This is a genomic window from Erythrobacter sp. RANMB8 (assembly GCF_056848235.1).
This window is the reverse complement of sequence record NZ_JBREHG010000002.1, coordinates 441,018-455,520: the sequence shown is the minus strand read 5'-3', so window position 1 is coordinate 455,520 and position 14,503 is coordinate 441,018. Positions and strand designations below refer to the sequence as shown.

Annotated in this window: 18 protein-coding genes and 1 tRNA gene; 4 read left to right on the top strand and 15 right to left on the bottom strand. The window is 64.7% G+C overall.

Annotated elements, in window-relative coordinates; translation table 11 throughout:
• Nucleotides 1-79: 79 nt before the first annotated feature.
• Nucleotides 80-556, top strand: a complete 477-nt coding sequence (gene greA / locus ACU0AG_RS05280) for a transcription elongation factor GreA (RefSeq protein ID WP_482781210.1) — start codon at nucleotides 80-82, stop codon at nucleotides 554-556.
• An 11-nt stretch (nucleotides 557-567) separates the two neighbouring features.
• Nucleotides 568-855: a hypothetical protein gene (locus tag ACU0AG_RS05275; protein WP_482781209.1), complete on the top strand. Its 288-nt coding sequence runs from the start codon at nucleotides 568-570 to the stop codon at nucleotides 853-855.
• A 108-nt stretch (nucleotides 856-963) separates the two neighbouring features.
• Here ACU0AG_RS05275 and ACU0AG_RS05270 read toward each other — a convergent pair whose 3' ends face one another.
• The 5 genes from ACU0AG_RS05270 to ACU0AG_RS05250 form a co-directional block, all read right to left on the bottom strand.
• Nucleotides 964-1,194: a DUF4170 domain-containing protein gene (locus tag ACU0AG_RS05270; protein ID WP_482781208.1), complete on the bottom strand. Its 231-nt coding sequence runs from the start codon at nucleotides 1,192-1,194 to the stop codon at nucleotides 964-966.
• Between the two features lie 82 nt (nucleotides 1,195-1,276).
• Complete coding sequence (locus ACU0AG_RS05265; protein WP_482781207.1) at nucleotides 1,277-1,801, bottom strand: hypothetical protein; 525 nt, start codon at nucleotides 1,799-1,801, stop codon at nucleotides 1,277-1,279.
• Complete coding sequence (locus ACU0AG_RS05260; RefSeq protein WP_482781206.1) at nucleotides 1,798-2,163, bottom strand: hypothetical protein; 366 nt, start codon at nucleotides 2,161-2,163, stop codon at nucleotides 1,798-1,800. Before ACU0AG_RS05260 ends, ACU0AG_RS05265 begins: the two co-directional genes overlap by 4 nt.
• Nucleotides 2,160-2,582: a phage holin family protein gene (locus tag ACU0AG_RS05255; protein WP_482781205.1), complete on the bottom strand. Its 423-nt coding sequence runs from the start codon at nucleotides 2,580-2,582 to the stop codon at nucleotides 2,160-2,162. The genes ACU0AG_RS05260 and ACU0AG_RS05255 overlap by 4 nt, the downstream gene beginning before the upstream one ends.
• 30 nt (nucleotides 2,583-2,612) lie before the next feature.
• Complete coding sequence (locus ACU0AG_RS05250) at nucleotides 2,613-3,245, bottom strand: hypothetical protein (protein WP_482781204.1); 633 nt, start codon at nucleotides 3,243-3,245, stop codon at nucleotides 2,613-2,615.
• A 158-nt stretch (nucleotides 3,246-3,403) separates the two neighbouring features.
• Here ACU0AG_RS05250 and eno point away from each other — a divergent pair, with 158 nt between their 5' ends.
• Complete coding sequence (eno, locus tag ACU0AG_RS05245) at nucleotides 3,404-4,690, top strand: phosphopyruvate hydratase (RefSeq protein ID WP_482781203.1); 1,287 nt, start codon at nucleotides 3,404-3,406, stop codon at nucleotides 4,688-4,690.
• Nucleotides 4,691-4,726: 36 nt separating this feature from the next.
• On the opposite strand, the gene ACU0AG_RS05240 is transcribed toward eno, so the two are convergent.
• From ACU0AG_RS05240 to ribB, 4 genes are all read right to left on the bottom strand, one after another.
• Nucleotides 4,727-5,260: a MarR family winged helix-turn-helix transcriptional regulator gene (locus tag ACU0AG_RS05240; protein WP_482781202.1), complete on the bottom strand. Its 534-nt coding sequence runs from the start codon at nucleotides 5,258-5,260 to the stop codon at nucleotides 4,727-4,729.
• A 139-nt stretch (nucleotides 5,261-5,399) separates the two neighbouring features.
• Nucleotides 5,400-5,567 (bottom strand): hypothetical protein, encoded by a 168-nt coding sequence (locus ACU0AG_RS05235; protein WP_482781201.1) that lies wholly within the window; start codon nucleotides 5,565-5,567, stop codon nucleotides 5,400-5,402.
• Nucleotides 5,568-5,753: 186 nt separating this feature from the next.
• Nucleotides 5,754-6,173: a 6,7-dimethyl-8-ribityllumazine synthase gene (gene ribH / locus ACU0AG_RS05230; protein WP_482781200.1), complete on the bottom strand. Its 420-nt coding sequence runs from the start codon at nucleotides 6,171-6,173 to the stop codon at nucleotides 5,754-5,756.
• 5 nt (nucleotides 6,174-6,178) lie between these two features.
• Nucleotides 6,179-7,426 carry a 3,4-dihydroxy-2-butanone-4-phosphate synthase gene (gene ribB / locus ACU0AG_RS05225; RefSeq protein ID WP_482781199.1) on the bottom strand — a complete coding sequence of 416 codons (1,248 nt, stop codon included), beginning with the start codon at nucleotides 7,424-7,426 and terminating at the stop codon, nucleotides 6,179-6,181.
• A 125-nt stretch (nucleotides 7,427-7,551) separates the two neighbouring features.
• On the opposite strand from ribB, the gene ACU0AG_RS05220 reads away from it, so the two are divergent.
• Nucleotides 7,552-8,379, top strand: coding sequence for a hypothetical protein (locus tag ACU0AG_RS05220; protein WP_482781198.1), 828 nt, complete (start codon nucleotides 7,552-7,554; stop codon nucleotides 8,377-8,379).
• A gap of 21 nt (nucleotides 8,380-8,400) precedes the next feature.
• On the opposite strand, the gene ACU0AG_RS05215 is transcribed toward ACU0AG_RS05220, so the two are convergent.
• The 6 genes from ACU0AG_RS05215 to ACU0AG_RS05190 all read right to left on the bottom strand — a co-directional run bounded on the left by ACU0AG_RS05215 (nucleotide 8,401) and on the right by ACU0AG_RS05190 (nucleotide 14,449).
• Nucleotides 8,401-8,476 (bottom strand) — tRNA-Lys (locus ACU0AG_RS05215).
• A 118-nt stretch (nucleotides 8,477-8,594) separates the two neighbouring features.
• The gene (gene rodA / locus ACU0AG_RS05210) at nucleotides 8,595-9,731 is read right to left on the bottom strand and encodes a rod shape-determining protein RodA (RefSeq protein WP_482781197.1); all 1,137 of its coding nucleotides are present in this window, start codon (nucleotides 9,729-9,731) and stop codon (nucleotides 8,595-8,597) included.
• Nucleotides 9,728-11,869 (bottom strand): penicillin-binding protein 2, encoded by a 2,142-nt coding sequence (mrdA, locus tag ACU0AG_RS05205; protein ID WP_482781196.1) that lies wholly within the window; start codon nucleotides 11,867-11,869, stop codon nucleotides 9,728-9,730. The genes rodA and mrdA overlap by 4 nt, the downstream gene beginning before the upstream one ends.
• Complete coding sequence (gene mreD / locus ACU0AG_RS05200; protein WP_482781195.1) at nucleotides 11,869-12,423, bottom strand: rod shape-determining protein MreD; 555 nt, start codon at nucleotides 12,421-12,423, stop codon at nucleotides 11,869-11,871. The genes mrdA and mreD overlap by 1 nt, the downstream gene beginning before the upstream one ends.
• A complete protein-coding gene (mreC, locus tag ACU0AG_RS05195; protein WP_482781194.1) occupies nucleotides 12,423-13,358 on the bottom strand; it encodes a rod shape-determining protein MreC in 936 nt (311 codons plus the stop codon). The genes mreD and mreC overlap by 1 nt, the downstream gene beginning before the upstream one ends.
• A 47-nt stretch (nucleotides 13,359-13,405) precedes the next feature.
• Nucleotides 13,406-14,449, bottom strand: coding sequence for a rod shape-determining protein (locus ACU0AG_RS05190; protein WP_482781193.1), 1,044 nt, complete (start codon nucleotides 14,447-14,449; stop codon nucleotides 13,406-13,408).
• Between the last annotated feature and the right edge of the window lie 54 nt (nucleotides 14,450-14,503).

Below are 14,503 nucleotides of genomic sequence, written 5' to 3'. Positions count from 1 at the left end.
CCGTAATCTTCATGCGGCCGGGCGTCTTTTCCTCGGTGTCGGGTAAGGCGTTTCGGGAAACGGACGAAAGAACAGGAAGATGGCGACGATGGAAAAGGTGCCGATGCTGGCCGAGGGTTACGAGCGGTTGACCGCCGACCTCAAGGTGCTGCGCGAGGAACGCCCGAAAATCGTCGAGGCGATCGAGGAAGCGCGTGCCCACGGCGATCTTTCGGAAAACGCCGAATATCACGCCGCCAAGGAACGTCAGGGCCAGGTCGAAGCCATGATCGGCGAGATCGAAAGCATGGTGAGCCGTGCCCAGATCATCGATCCCGCCACGCTTTCGGGCGACAAGATCATCTTCGGCGCGACCGTGACCCTGCTTGACGAGAACGACAAGCCGGTGCGTTACCAGATCGTCGGCCAGACCGAAGCGGATGCCAACAAGGGCCGCATTTCCTATTCCTCGCCGCTGGCGCGCGCGCTGATCGGCAAGCAGGTGGGCGACGAGATCGAGGTGACGGTGCCTTCGGGCGAGAAGTTCTACCTCGTCGACAAGATCGAGTTCATCTGAGGCCGACCGGCATGGCCGTGCCGCCCGTCAGGCCGCTGGCCGAGCGTCGGGTGGCGCAGGCCTTCATCGATGCAGGCGCGGTCAGCATGGCCGACGCGGTTGCCTACACCCCCGGCACGACTGCCCGCCAGCGCGCTTTCGAGCGGCTGAAGGGCGCTGACGTGCTGAAGACCGACGGGCAGGGCCGCTGGTATCTCGACGAAGCGAAGTGGGGCAAGCATCGCTCCGATCGCCGCACCCGGGTGGTGCTGACGATGCTCGCGGTGGCGGCTGCGGGGGCCTTCGCGGCGCTGCGCTAGGCCCGGTTTAGACCCCCTCTAGGTCCGTCTAGACCCCCTTTAGACCCTTTTCAGGCCCCTTTTGCCCGATGTTTCACGTGAAACATCGGCGCAAATGGTGCCGGCCGTTCAGTCTTCCGGGGTCAGCAGTTTGTGGATGTGGACGACGACATACTTCATCTCGGCATCGTCAACCGTGCGCTGCGCCTGTGCGCGCCAAGCGTCGACCGCCGCTTCATAGGTGCTGAACACGCCGACGACGTGGATGCTTTCGGGGTCCTGGAATTCGATGCCGCGCGGGTCTTTGACGCGGCCGCCCATCACGAGATGGAGCCGCTGGGTGGGGGTGGTTTCTGCCATGTCACAAGTCCTTGGGGAGGAACGATGCGCGCCCCTTAACGCCTCGCACGGCAACATCAAGTCCGCGGGGCTGCGGGGCGTATCAGCCTTTGGTCTTGCGCCGGATTTCGCCTGCGACGCGCCCTGCGGTATCGCGGGATTTCTGTGCGATGTCGCGCGCTCTCGATCCCGCTGCATTGCCCAGCTCGCCGGCGCGTTCCTGCCCTTCGCGGGCGGCCTCCAGCGCATCGTCGATCAGGGTCATGACATAGGCCACCGCCGCTTCGCCCAGCAGGGTGCCGATCCGCGAACCGCCCTTGGCGGCAAGCTCCTTGACGCCCGAGGTCGCACTCGCCGCAGCGCCCGATACCGCGCCGCCCGCGCTGCCCGCCACGCGCCGGGCCACCCGCCGTCCGGGGGTGGTGAGCAGACCGATCGCCAGCCCGATGGCAAGCGCCCCGCCGATCACTGTCAGCGGATGGGCGCGGGTGTAATCGACCGCCGCCTCTGCCGCCGTGCGGGCCTTGTCGGCGAGGGTGCGTTCGGCATTGCGGCGCTCTGCCGCTTCGATCCGGGCGCGCAGCGAATCCCGTTTGGGATCGGCGAGGAAGCGCGGTTGAACGGTCATGCGGGGTCTCCTCCTGAGGCGGGTTCTGTGTCGGGCACGATGTCGTCACCCGCGCCGCTGTCGTCAAGTTCCTCGATCCATTCGAGAATTGGCCCGCGGGCAAGGAACAGGATGATCGCGCCGACCAGCAGCGCCAGCACGCCCTTGTGATCGCCCGCCTGCGCGGTGGCCTGCGCCAGCACATCGCGGGCGCCGGCTTTCATGCGCGAGGTAATCGTTGAACTGACGCCCGACGAAACGCGGCTCGCGATCCCCTGTTCGGACAGGCTGGCGCGCAGCCGCTCGACATCCTCGGCCAGCACGGCGCGGGCGGCATCGCGCAGGGCGCGGTCTTCGGTGAAGCGCGGGGGCAGGGCGGTCATTGCGCCTCGCTCCCGCCGAACATCGCCGCCAGCAGCTTGCCCTTGCCGAGCGCGCCGTAGACCAGCACCGCGACCCCGACCAGCATCACGCCGACAACAATCGCAATCGCGCCCCAGATCGTCACCAGCGGCGCGAGCGCGATCACCGCGCCCACCGCCAGCGCGATCAGCGCGATGTGGAGCAGCACCACCGCCAGCACCAGCAGCACAATGGCGCGCCCGGCGGCCTTGCCGGCCAGCCCGGCACGGGTCTTCTGGAAGGCGATTTCCGCCTCGGCATAGGTGCGCGCATCCTCGACCAGCGCGGCGACATCGTCGCGCAGCGCGGTGAAGCTGTTGTCGCTTTCGGGCGCGGCATCCGCCGGATCGGCGGCGCTCTCCTCCGGCGACCGCAGCGGGCCGGGTTCGCTATCGTGCATGGCCAGTCCCTGCCAATGCCTGCGCCGCGATCAGCCCTTCCGGCCGCGGAACAGGCGGGCGATGAAGAAGCCCACCACGGCGGCAAGGCCCACGGCGACGCCGGGGCTCTTGCGCACCATCTCGCGCGCGTCCTCGCCCAGTTCCTCGACGCTTTTGGCTTCGAGCTTGGCCGAGGTTTCCTGCAGCGTGCGCGATGCCTTGCGGGCGTAATCGCCGTATTGTTCGCCCAGCTTCTCGTCGATCTGGGACGCGCTTTCGCCCACCACCTTGCCGAGCGAAGCGATGGCGTCGCTGGCGACCTGCTTGCCCTCGACCGCGAGCTCGCCCGCCTTGCCGAGTGCCTGTTCGCCATAGACCTTGGCTTCGGCGACCAGATCGGTGCTCTTGCCCTTGGCCTGTTCGCCCACGGCAGAAAGGCGGGTTTCCGCCTCGGCACGCAGCGCGGCAGCACCGGCCTTGGCCTCTTCCAGCGCGGCGTTGAAGCGGCCCTTGGCTTCGGCAACCGGGGCAGGGGCAGCATCGGCGCTCTTGGCGGTCGCGGCGGTCTTGCGCGGGGTTGCCTTGGCCGGCGCCTTGGCCTTGGCGGCGCCGCCCTTGGCCGGGCTGGCCGGGGTCTTGCGGGTCTTGGGCTTGGCGGCGGGCGGGGTGGTTTCTTCGGCCATTATCTCACCTTCATTCGCTATGTGTTCGTATGCAGGGGCTGAAGTGCGCTTGCACGCCCATGTTCCAGAGCATACGGCGATAGACAACGCGGCACGTCCAGAATCACGTTCTGCAAAGTGTCTTATCAGTCTACAACACATTACTGCCGGAGCCAAACATGACCGCCATCATCGACCTGCACGGCCGCGAGATTCTCGACAGCCGCGGAAACCCCACCGTCGAAGTCGATGTGCTGCTCGACGACGGCAGTTTCGGCCGCGCCGCCGTGCCCTCGGGCGCGTCGACCGGCGCGCACGAGGCGGTGGAACTGCGCGACGGCGATGCCGGGCGCTATCTCGGCAAGGGCGTGCTGAAGGCAGTAGAAGCGGTCAACACCGAGATCCGCGAACTGCTGGTCGACAATTTCGATGCCGAAGATCAGCGCGATATCGACCTGTCGCTGATCGCGCTCGATGGCACCGCCAACAAGTCGCGCCTGGGGGCGAACGCGATCCTCGGCACCTCGCTTGCAGTGGCCAAGGCGGCGGCCAATGCGCGGGGCCTGCCGCTCTATTCCTATCTCGGCGGGGTATCGGCGCACGTGCTGCCGGTGCCGATGATGAACATCATCAACGGCGGCGAACACGCAGACAACCCGATCGACATCCAGGAATTCATGATCATGCCCGTCGGCGCGGACAGCCTTGCCGAGGCGGTGCGCTGGGGCGCGGAGGTGTTCCACACCCTCAAGAAGGGTCTGCACCAGAAAGGCCTCGCCACCAGCGTCGGTGACGAGGGCGGCTTTGCCCCCGATCTCGCCAGCACCCGCGCCGCGCTCGATTTCATCATGGAATCGATCGCCAAGGCGGGTTTCAAGCCGGGCGAGGATATCGTTCTGGCGCTCGATTGCGCCGCGACCGAATTCTTCAGGAACGGCAAGTACGAAATCTCGGGCGAAGGCCTCAGCCTGTCGCCTGACGAAATGGCCGATTACCTTGCGAAGCTGACCGCCGATTACCCGATCCGTTCGATCGAGGACGGCATGAGCGAGGACGATTTCGAAGGCTGGGCCGCGCTGACCGCGAAGATCGGGCACAATGTCCAGCTGGTCGGCGACGATCTGTTCGTGACCAACCCGGCCCGCCTGTCTGACGGGATCGCCAAGGGGCTGGCCAACTCGCTGCTGGTCAAGGTCAACCAGATCGGCACGCTCACCGAAACGCTCGCCGCGGTCGATATGGCGCACCGTGCGCGCTACACCTGCGTGATGAGCCACCGTTCGGGCGAAACCGAGGATGCGACCATCGCCGATCTCGCGGTGGCGACCAATTGCGGCCAGATCAAGACCGGCTCGCTCGCCCGTTCCGACCGGCTTGCCAAGTACAACCAGCTGATCCGCATCGAGGAAGAACTGGGCGACAGTGCATTCTATGCCGGGCGCGGTTGCTTTGGCGGGCGCTGCTGACCGGTTGCCCGGGGGCTAGAGCGGTTTCCGGCCGCTTTAGAAGCCCCCGGCGTCCTGCATCGCTTCGAAAAAGCGCTCCATTGCCGCAATGCCCCGGGCGGTCAGCCGCACCAGCACGCGGCGATGGTCCTCGGGATCGTTTTCGCGCACCACAAGGCCTTCATCGGCCAGCACGCCCAGCCAGCGCAGGCCGGTGGTGGCCGGCGAGGCCGATCCGATGCAGGCGCTCGATACGGATACCGGCTTGCCCTCTGCCTGGGCGATGAACAGATCGAGCAGAATGTCCCACGCCGGTTCGCCGAACAGGTCGGCATTGCCGAAGATCGCAGCGCGTTTGCGGCGCAGCGCATAGGTCTTGCGCGCCATGGCAAGGAAGGGCCGGGAATCGCGGTTCGGCCGGGCGGGGATGCGGGGCTTCGCCTCGTCAACACTGTCATTGCTTGCCGCGGCTTCCCGCAGCCGGGCTGCGATGCTCATCAACTCGTCGGCAAGCGGGGTGAGGATCGCCTGCTGTTCGGCCAACCCGCTCTCGTCAAATGGGCGAGCGGCGTAACCCGGTGTATCGCCCATCCAATCGCCTCCGGACGTATCCGGCCCTGTCAGGCCCGTTGTTTCTTGGTGTAAACATAGGGGTTTGCGCGGGATGTGGCTTTACGGGGAAATACGCAGCAGGTGCTTTTCGTCGGGGAAATACAGGATGTGGGAAGGGCTATTGCCGCCGCGCCTGATCCAGTCTCAGTTGCTGGATCGCGGCATCCAGATGAGCCGCCGCGATGCGGGCGCCCATGGCATCGAGTGCTGTCAGCTGTGCCTCCAGGGCGGCAATAATCGCGCTGACGCCGGGGTCGCCCGTCGTGGCCGGAGCATTCTGTTCCAAGGTAAAATCCCAACTATCGTTTCATCATTCTGCCCGCCCGCGCGACCAGCGGGTTTCAGGGGGCAGTGGCTGGGGCGATATCGCGTTAATCCCTTATGGAATGCTACAGAGGGAAACTACGTAGTTGAGGGTCGGAGCCAAAACGGGACAGGCCCGTGCCCGACCGTCAACAAAGGTCGTGACAGCTCAGCCGAAGCGTTCCTGAAGCGCCATCAGGGCCAGTGCCGCCTTTGCCGCCTCGCCACCCTTGTCCTTCTGTGCCGGGTCAGCACGGACGAGCGCCTGCGCTTCGTTCTCGACTGTCAGGATGCCGTTGCCGATTGCGATGCCGTCCATCGTCAGGGCCATGATCGCCCGCGCGCTTTCACCTGCAACGATCTCGAAGTGATAGGTCTCGCCGCGGATCACGACGCCGATGGCGACGAAACCGTCGTAGAGGTCGCTTTCAGCCGCCAGAGCAATCGCACCGGGGATTTCGAGCGCGCCGGGCACGGTCAGCACCTCGACCTCATGCCCTGCCGCTTCCAGCGCGCCCCGTGCACCGGCGATCAGCATATCGTTGAGGTGGGCGTAGAAACGCGCTTCGACAATCAGAATGCGGGCCATGGTGCTTACTCCGGAATGGGGTGGAAATCGGTGATGGTGAGGCCGAAGCCTTCGAGCGCGACAAGATCGGGGCGGCTGTTCGACAGCAGCACCATATCCGAGACGCCGAGATCGACCAGAATCTGCGAGCCGATGCCGATGCTGCGCAGTTCCTCGTCGCGGCTCCATTCGCCGGTGCCGACGCGGCCGGTGAGGATCACGATGACGCCCGACCCGTGATCGCCCACGGCCTGCATGGCCCGCTGCAAGGTTCGCTTGCGAGGTCCGGGCTGGCCGAGCACGTCGTCGAACACCGAAATCGGATGGACGCGGGCGAGGGTGGGCTCGCCCGGCACGACATGGCCCTTTTGCAGCACATAGGCCTCGTTGCCGGCAACGCGGTCGCGATAGGTGATCATGCGCCACTGGCCGCCGTAATCCGATGCAAAGCTGCGCTCGCCGAGGCGCTCCACGAGGTGATCGTTGCGCATCCGGTAGGCGATCAGATCGCGGATCGTGCCGATCTTCAGATCATGCTTGCGCGCGAACTTCACCAGATCGTCGAGCCGGGCCATGGTGCCATCATCGTTCATGATCTCGCAGATCACGCCCGAAGGGTTGAGACCTGCGAGCCGCGAGATATCGACCGCCGCCTCGGTGTGCCCGGCGCGCACCAGCGTGCCGCCATCGCGGGCCATCAGCGGAAAGACATGGCCGGGGGTGACGATATCCTCGGCCCCCTTGGTCGCGTCGATCGCCACCGAGATGGTGCGCGCGCGGTCCGCCGCCGAGATGCCGGTGGTGACGCCTTCCTTCGCCTCGATCGAGATGGTGAAGGCGGTCTGCATCGATTCCTTGTTGTTGCGGCTCATCGGTTCGAGCCCCAGCTGATCGACCCGCGCCTTGGCGAGCGCGAGGCAGATCAACCCGCGCCCGTGGGTTGCCATGAAGTTGATCGCCTGCGGGGTGGCCATCTGCGCCGGGATGATCAGATCGCCCTCGTTCTCGCGGTCTTCGTCATCGACGAGGATATACATGCGCCCGTTGCGCGCCTCGTCGATGATTTCCTCGATCGTGGCGAGCACGGGCCGGTCCTCGTTGGCCTCAAGGAAAGCTTCGAGCTTGGCGAGGGTCTCTGCCGTGGGGTTCCAGCTATCCTCGGTGCAGTCACGCAAGGTGTTGGCGTGAAGACCGGCGGCGCGGGCGAGCCCGGCCTTGGTCATGGTGCCCGATGTGACGAGATCGCGAACGCGTGTGATGAGCGATGTGTTCATACGGGCGCATTATCACATTTCGATGTGATAGCAAGCTGGGCGAGGGGCATATGGTAACGGCTTGTGTCCGGCAGACAAATGCGCGAACAATTATCGAGGCAATGTTCTTCCGGGGGGGGAAAGCAATGGATCCGACCATCATCAAGCAGCTAGCCACGCAAACCTGCAGCGCGGGCAACATCACAATCATGCGAGGACAACTCATTCGTCTGAGCGAGATTCGTTCGATGTTGCATGCTGACATACGGGAGGCGGAGCAAAACCAAGACACCGCCGCTCTCGAACGCCATGTCCTTTTTGGTCTGCAACTCGTCAAAGCGACGTGCGATGTCGTCGTAACGGTGGCAGGAGAATTCGGACCGCCGCCGATGAAGGTCATCTCCACACTTTATTCGGGCGCCCAACCGAGTGCCGAATTGCTCGGCAAGTCCATTTCAGGCCAATCAGTAAGCATGGCGGAGTGGGCGACCGGCCTTAATGCAGGCATTCATGCCGGCATAAAGGTGCGCCTTGGTGTCGATTCCGACATGGTGAACCTTGCCGACCTCAACCAGTTGAAAACCGACATTTTCATAAACGCGGTGGCGGGGGATGCTGATGGCGTGGTTCAGGCAATAATCGATCGACAGCTCTTGATGGCTGGATGGGTGGCGGACCTTACCACAAAGGCCGACGTCTCGACCGTCATGAATTCCGGAATTGCCGTAGCCAAAGCAGCCCTCGCCTACAAGGCTGCGTACGACGAGTGGAAAAGTGGCGACTTGAGTGATGTCTTTGCCACCGGAATTGCTGTGGCGAAGCGGCAAATCGATCAGATATCCGGTCAAATCGCAGGGCTGGAACGCGATCTTGCCGCCTGTAGCGGTGCCCAGAAGCCGTCGCAGTTCGGCTTTTCTGCAATCGATATGCTCCGGAACAGGCCTTCGGGCCCTTCATTCCTACCAGGTCGATAGAAGTTGCCGATTTTCAAGGAATGGTGGACGCACTAGGGCTCGAACCTAGGACCCGCTGATTAAGAGTCAGCTGCTCTACCAACTGAGCTATGCGTCCATTCCGATCAGGTCGGAAACGCGGCGGGCGGGGTCGAAGCCGCGTCCCGATTCGCGTGAGGCGCTGCATTTAGCGCGTCGGGCGATGCTGGCAAGGCCCTAATCGCGAAAAATCGTGCTCACACCGACAATCCGCGCCGTGGTGCCTCGCGGTTCCAGCGGTTCACCATCATCAGCAGGCCGATGCAGATCATGTTGGTCATCATCGAAGACCCGCCATGGCTCATCCACGGCAGCGGAATGCCCTTGGCAGGGGCCATGCCCATCACCATCAGCAGATTGATCGCGATGTAGAAGAAGATCGTGGCGGTCGCCCCCGCGGCCAGCAGCGCGCAGAACCGGTCCTGCGATTCGCTCGCCACTTTCCAGCCCCAGCGCAGGATCAGCGTGTACATCGCCAGCACGAACAGCCCGCCCATCAGCCCCCATTCCTCGGCCATGGTGGCAAAGACGAAGTCGGTGTGCGGTTCGGGCAGGTAGTTGAGGTGGCTCTGGGTGCCTTCGTTGAAGCCCTTGCCGAAGATGCCGCCCGATCCGATCGCGATCTTGGACTGGGCGATGTGGTAGCCTGCGCCCAGCGGATCGCTTTCCGGATCGAGGAAGGTCGTCACCCGCGCCTGCTGATAGGGGCGAAGCGCGAAGAAATAGATCAGCGGCATCGCCGCGACCCCGGTGCCACCCGCCAGCAGGAACCACCACAAGGGCAGGCCGGCGAGGAACATCACGACGACGCCGCCAAAGGCAATCGCCACCGACGTGCCCAGATCGGGCTGCAACAGCACCAGCGAAATCGGCAGCACGATAAGCATCCCCGACGGCACCAGCGACCGCCACGATCCGATCATTCCCATCGGCAGGGTCTCGTAAAACCGCGCCATGGCCAGCACCACCGCGGGCTTCATCAGTTCCGAAGGCTGGATGCGAATCGGCCCGAATTCGAGCCAGCGCTGACTGCCTCCGCCGACCTGGCCGACAATCTCCACCCCCAGCAGCATCAGCAGCACCACGAGATAGGCCGGATAGGTCAGCACGCGGATCGCTTCGCGCGGCATGGCGGCGATGATCGCGGTCATCACCGAAAACACCAGAAAGCGGACGAAGTGCGAGGTGGCAAAAGGCTGCATCGCTCCGCCGGCTGCGGAATAGAGCACCAGCCCGCCAAACGCCGTCAACAGCACCAGCGGGATCAGCATCTCCCACGGCTGGCGGGCGATGGGCTCGGGAACAATCCCGCTACGGGCGGTGAGGGTGTTCATTGCGGTGTCTCGGGCACAACTGGCGCTGAACCGGGGGTTGGAGCGGGCGTATCCGGCACCGCGGCAGGCGACGTTTCGACAGGGCTGGGCGCGGGCCCAACCGAACTGGTTTCGCCGCGCGGCTTGATCGCATCGGTGGCAATGGCTTCCGACTGGCGGGCGGCAAGGCGCGCTTCGGCTTCGACCCGGTCGAAAATTTCCTTCTCGCGCCGCGGGGGACGGCTGACGGTGGCACCGCGTGCTGCCGCATAGGCCGCATAGCGCGCATCGAGCCGTTGCTGCGCCGTGCCGCCCCACTGCTGTTCCAGTGCGCGCAGGGCCTCCATTCCCTTTTGCGGATCGAACATGAAGGTCATCACGTCGCGGGCGATTGGATAGGCCGAACCCGAACCGCCGCCATGCTCGATCACCACCGCCCCGGCATAGCGGGGGTTGTCGAACGGCGCGAAGAACACGAACAGGCCGTGATCGCGGTACTTCCACGGACCGCTTCGCCCGTCGGAAATGCTCAGCGACACCACCTGGGCCGTGCCGGTCTTGCCCGCCATCTTGACATCGGGCAGCGGCAATTGCGCGCGCCGCGCCGTGCCCGCGCCGTTGACCACATCGCTCATCGCCTGCCGGATGTAGGCGATATCGTCAGGCTTGAAATTGTAATCGGGCGGAGTCTTGGCCGCGCCGCCCATAACCAGCCGGGGATTGAGCACCTTGCCGGTGGCGAGCCGCGCGCTCAGCACTGCGAGTTGCAGCGGACTGGCAAGATAATAGCCCTGTCCGATCGAGGCATTGACCGTATCGAACGGTTCCCACGGGCGCCCGAACTTCTTTTCCTTCCAGGCGGCATTGGGCACCGTGCCGAAAAACTGGCTGTTCACCGGCAGTTCGAACTGTTTGCCCATGCCGAACAGGCTGGCCATGTTCGCCACCTGATCGAAGCCGACCGCCTGTGCGAAGTGGTAGAAATAGCTGTCGCAGCTCTGGGCGATGGCCTTGTTCATGTCGACCACGCCATGGCTGGAGTGGCAGTTGAAAAAGCGGTTGCCGATCCGCCGCCCGCCGCCGCACACGATCGTGTCGGTCGGTTTCACGCCGGCCTGAAGGAACGCCATGCAATGCATCGGCTTGATGGTCGAACCGGGGGGATAGAGCCCCTGCAGCACCTTGTTGCGCAGCGGCACGCGCTCATCCTCGCGCAGCATCGCATATTCCACCCCGCCGATCCCGTCGGAAAAGGAATTGGGGTCGAAGCTCGGCATCGAAGCCATGCACAGGAGGTCGCCGGTGATGCAATCCATCACCACCACCGAGCCGCTTTCCAGCCCGATGCGGCGGGCAGCATAGTCCTGCAAGGGCCCGTCGATGGTCAGACGGATCGGCGCGCCCTGAACATCCTCGCGGGTTTCCAGATCGCGCACGATCCGGCCCGATGCCGTGACCTCCACCCGCCGCGCGCCCGGTATCCCGCGCAGATCCTTCTCGAACTGCTTTTCAAGGCCATCCTTGCCGATCTTGTACCCCGGGGTGATCAGCAGCGGATTGGGGTCTTTCTCGTATTCCTCCGCAGAGGCGGGGCCGACATAGCCGATCAGGTGGCCGACGCTGGAGGCGGTCGGATAGAAGCGCGAAAAGCCCCGTTGCGGCACCACGCCAGGCAGATCGGGCAGGCGCACGCTGAGTGCGGCGAATTGTTCGTAATTGAGGCCGCTGGCCACTTCGACCGGCTGAAACCCGCGTGCGGTGCTGACCTTGTCCTTGATATCGGCAATGCGAGTCGGCTCAAGCGACAGCAACTCACCGAGCCGGTCAATCGTCGCCTCGGCATCTTCAAGCCGTTCGGGGATGAGATCGACACGAAAATCCGCGCGGTTCGAAGCCAGCGGCGCGCCGTCGCGATCAAGGATCCAGCCCCGGCGCGGCGGGATGAGAGTGAGGTTGACGCGGTTGCTTTCGGATTCGAGCCGGTATTTCTCGTTCTCGGCCACAGCCAGATAGCCGAGCCGCAGCGCCAGCAGCACGCCGATGCCGCCTTGCACTGCACCGATCAGCACGGCACGCCGTTCGAACGTGGCGCGCAGGATCGAGGCGTTGATCACGCGGGCGGGGCGCTGCGGACCATCGCGCAGGAACGGGATCTTCATCAGTCGAGCTTCCGCGCTCGCGATAGGCGGAAGCGATCAAGCCGGGCGACCATGCGGGCGATTATCGGATAGAGCAGCACCGACAGCAAGGCCTGCGGTGCGGCGACGTTGAGCATTTCCGGCGTTACGCTCGCCCCCGAAACCAGCAGTGCGGCCAGCCAGTAGGCAACTGCAAGCACGCTGGCAGTAAACCAGTCATGCCAGAAATCGCGCCACGGAAAGCGGGTTTCGATCAGTTCGATGGCGATCATCGCGAGCGACCAGAGGAGGATCGCCGAGCCGAAGGGCTGGCCGCTCACCAGATCGTCGAACGCGCCCAGCGGCGCGCCGGCCCATAGCGGCAACAGGCCGGGGCGCACCAGACGCCACCCCAGCAGCATCAGAAACCCCAGCGGCGGCAAGAGCGGCATAAGATCCGCCAGCAGGAACACCGGCAGCAGCGATCCGAGCATGATCGAGGCATAGGGCACGCTGCGCATGCGCCACGGGTAAGGCGCGCGGTTGATGCGGCGCCCGTAGATGTCCGATCGCGCTCTGGGATCGAGCTGCTCCATCAATCGCTCTCTGGCGAAGGGGATGGGGCCGACGCTGGAGGCTCACCGGAGGCACCGTCACCCGCTGCGTTGCCGCGCAGGGCTGCCACGGCTGCGGGCTGGTGCACCGGTTCGACCGCGACGAAGGCCGTGGCCGCCGGTTCCGCGACCAGCCTTGCAATACCGCCATCGGGCGTGATCTTGCTGATCACGGCCACGGCCACACCCGGGCGGTAATATCCGCCCGCGCCGCTTGTCACCATCACATCGCCGACCTTGAGCGGGTTGATCCCGAGATTGACCAGTCGCACCCGCAGCAGCCCGTCGCCGCGCCCTTCGGCAAAAGCGATGACATCATCCTTGGCGCGGCGCACGGGCAGCACGCTTTCGCTGTCGGTCAGCAGCAGCACGCGGGCGGAATTGCGCCCGGTCTCAAGCACCCGGCCGATAACCCCGCGCTCTGACACCACCGGCATGCCCGGCCTCACCCCGTCGGTCGATCCCGCCCCCAGATAGGCATGACGCCGCACACTGGTGGCGGTCGAACCGACGAGGCGGGCGATCGTTACCGGCTTTGTTGCGGTGTCGCGAAGGCCGATCAGGCTTTTGAGGCGGCGGTTTTCTGCCTTGACGGCTTCGGCTTCTGCAAGCCGGATGCGGGCAACCTCCACTTCCTCGCGCAGCGCGGCATTCTGCTGGGCGGCGTTGAAGTAGTCGCCGATGCCGGACAACAGCCCCTGCGAGCGGGTGCGCACTTCGGCGCTGCCTGCACCCACCGGGGCAACCGCTTCACCCGCCACCCCGCGCAAGGGCGCAAACGCCGCCGGCTGCCACAACGACAGCACCAGCAGCGCAAGCCCCAGCAAGGCCGCAGCACCGGCCAGCAGGTAGCCGGTGAACAGCGAATACTGTGCCTTTTTCGAAAAGCCCGAGCGGCGCGAAGAGGGGGGCGCCATGGCTTATGATCCCTTCTGCCAGTGCTCCCGGCTGATGCCTGCCCGCATCACGCGGTCATCAGCACGCCGCGATAGATCGGGTCTTCCATGGCGCGGCCGGTGCCGATCGCCACGCACAGCAGCGGATCTTCCGCGACCGAGACCGGCAGGCCGGTTTCCTCGCGCAGGTGCTCGTCCAGACGGCGGATCAGCGCCCCGCCACCGGTCAGCACGATGCCCTGATCGACGATGTCTGCGGCGAGTTCAGGCGCGGTGTTTTCCAGCGCGATGCGCACGCCTTCGACAATCGCGCCGATGGGTTCGGACAGCGCCTCGGCGATATGCGCCTGGTTGATCGTGATTTCCTTGGGCACGCCATTGACCAGATCGCGGCCCTTGAGGGTGATGGTCTCGCCCACACCGTCTTCGGGGATCATGGCGATGCCGTAATCCTTCTTGATGCGTTCAGCGGTAGCATCGCCGATCAGCAGGTTGTGGTGACGGCGGACGTAAGAGACAATGGCCTCGTCCATCTTGTCGCCGCCCGTGCGCACCGAGGTAGTGTAGGCAAGGCCGCGCAGCGAAAGCACCGCGACTTCGGTGGTGCCGCCGCCGATATCGACGACCATGCTGCCAACCGGCTCGGTCACCGGCATATCGGCGCCAATCGCCGCTGCCATGGGTTCGAGGATCAGGTGAACGTCCGAAGCCCCGGCGTTCGAGGCCGCATCGCGGATCGCACGGCGTTCCACCGAGGTCGAGCCCGAAGGCACGCAGATCACGATTTCGGGATAGCGGAACATCGATTTCTTGCCATGCACCTTCTGGATGAAGTGCTTGATCATCTGCTCGGCCACTTCGATGTCGGCGATCACACCGTCGCGCAGCGGGCGGATTGCCTCGATGCTGTCGGGGGTCTTGCCCATCATCATCTTCGCATCATCGCCCACCGCCTTGACGCGACGGATGCCGTTGATCGTTTCGATTGCCACCACCGAAGGCTCGTTCAGGACGATCCCCTGATCCTGCACGTAAACCAGCGTGTTCGCCGTGCCGAGATCGATCGCCATGTTCTGCGAGCCGAATTTGAAGAAGTTGGACAGGAAGCTCATTGTGATCCCAGTATTGCGATGGTGGTTTTTCGATGCGGAGTTCAGATGCTTTCG

Excerpts from the sequence above, each read along its gene's own strand:
- greA (WP_482781210.1), top strand. The coding sequence starts at position 80 with ATGGCGACGATGGAAAAGGTGCCGATGCTGGCCGAGGGTTACGAGCGG.
- ACU0AG_RS05275 (WP_482781209.1), top strand. The coding sequence starts at position 568 with ATGGCCGTGCCGCCCGTCAGGCCGCTGGCCGAGCGTCGGGTGGCGCAG.
- ACU0AG_RS05270 (WP_482781208.1), bottom strand. The coding sequence starts at position 1,194 with ATGGCAGAAACCACCCCCACCCAGCGGCTCCATCTCGTGATGGGCGGC.
- ACU0AG_RS05265 (WP_482781207.1), bottom strand. The coding sequence starts at position 1,801 with ATGACCGTTCAACCGCGCTTCCTCGCCGATCCCAAACGGGATTCGCTG.
- ACU0AG_RS05260 (WP_482781206.1), bottom strand. The coding sequence starts at position 2,163 with ATGACCGCCCTGCCCCCGCGCTTCACCGAAGACCGCGCCCTGCGCGAT.
- ACU0AG_RS05255 (WP_482781205.1), bottom strand. The coding sequence starts at position 2,582 with ATGCACGATAGCGAACCCGGCCCGCTGCGGTCGCCGGAGGAGAGCGCC.
- ACU0AG_RS05250 (WP_482781204.1), bottom strand. The coding sequence starts at position 3,245 with ATGGCCGAAGAAACCACCCCGCCCGCCGCCAAGCCCAAGACCCGCAAG.
- eno (WP_482781203.1), top strand. The coding sequence starts at position 3,404 with ATGACCGCCATCATCGACCTGCACGGCCGCGAGATTCTCGACAGCCGC.
- ACU0AG_RS05240 (WP_482781202.1), bottom strand. The coding sequence starts at position 5,260 with ATGGGCGATACACCGGGTTACGCCGCTCGCCCATTTGACGAGAGCGGG.
- ribH (WP_482781200.1), bottom strand. The coding sequence starts at position 6,173 with ATGGCCCGCATTCTGATTGTCGAAGCGCGTTTCTACGCCCACCTCAAC.
- ribB (WP_482781199.1), bottom strand. The coding sequence starts at position 7,426 with ATGAACACATCGCTCATCACACGCGTTCGCGATCTCGTCACATCGGGC.
- ACU0AG_RS05220 (WP_482781198.1), top strand. The coding sequence starts at position 7,552 with ATGGATCCGACCATCATCAAGCAGCTAGCCACGCAAACCTGCAGCGCG.
- rodA (WP_482781197.1), bottom strand. The coding sequence starts at position 9,731 with ATGAACACCCTCACCGCCCGTAGCGGGATTGTTCCCGAGCCCATCGCC.
- mrdA (WP_482781196.1), bottom strand. The coding sequence starts at position 11,869 with ATGAAGATCCCGTTCCTGCGCGATGGTCCGCAGCGCCCCGCCCGCGTG.
- mreD (WP_482781195.1), bottom strand. The coding sequence starts at position 12,423 with ATGGAGCAGCTCGATCCCAGAGCGCGATCGGACATCTACGGGCGCCGC.
- mreC (WP_482781194.1), bottom strand. The coding sequence starts at position 13,358 with ATGGCGCCCCCCTCTTCGCGCCGCTCGGGCTTTTCGAAAAAGGCACAG.
- ACU0AG_RS05190 (WP_482781193.1), bottom strand. The coding sequence starts at position 14,449 with ATGAGCTTCCTGTCCAACTTCTTCAAATTCGGCTCGCAGAACATGGCG.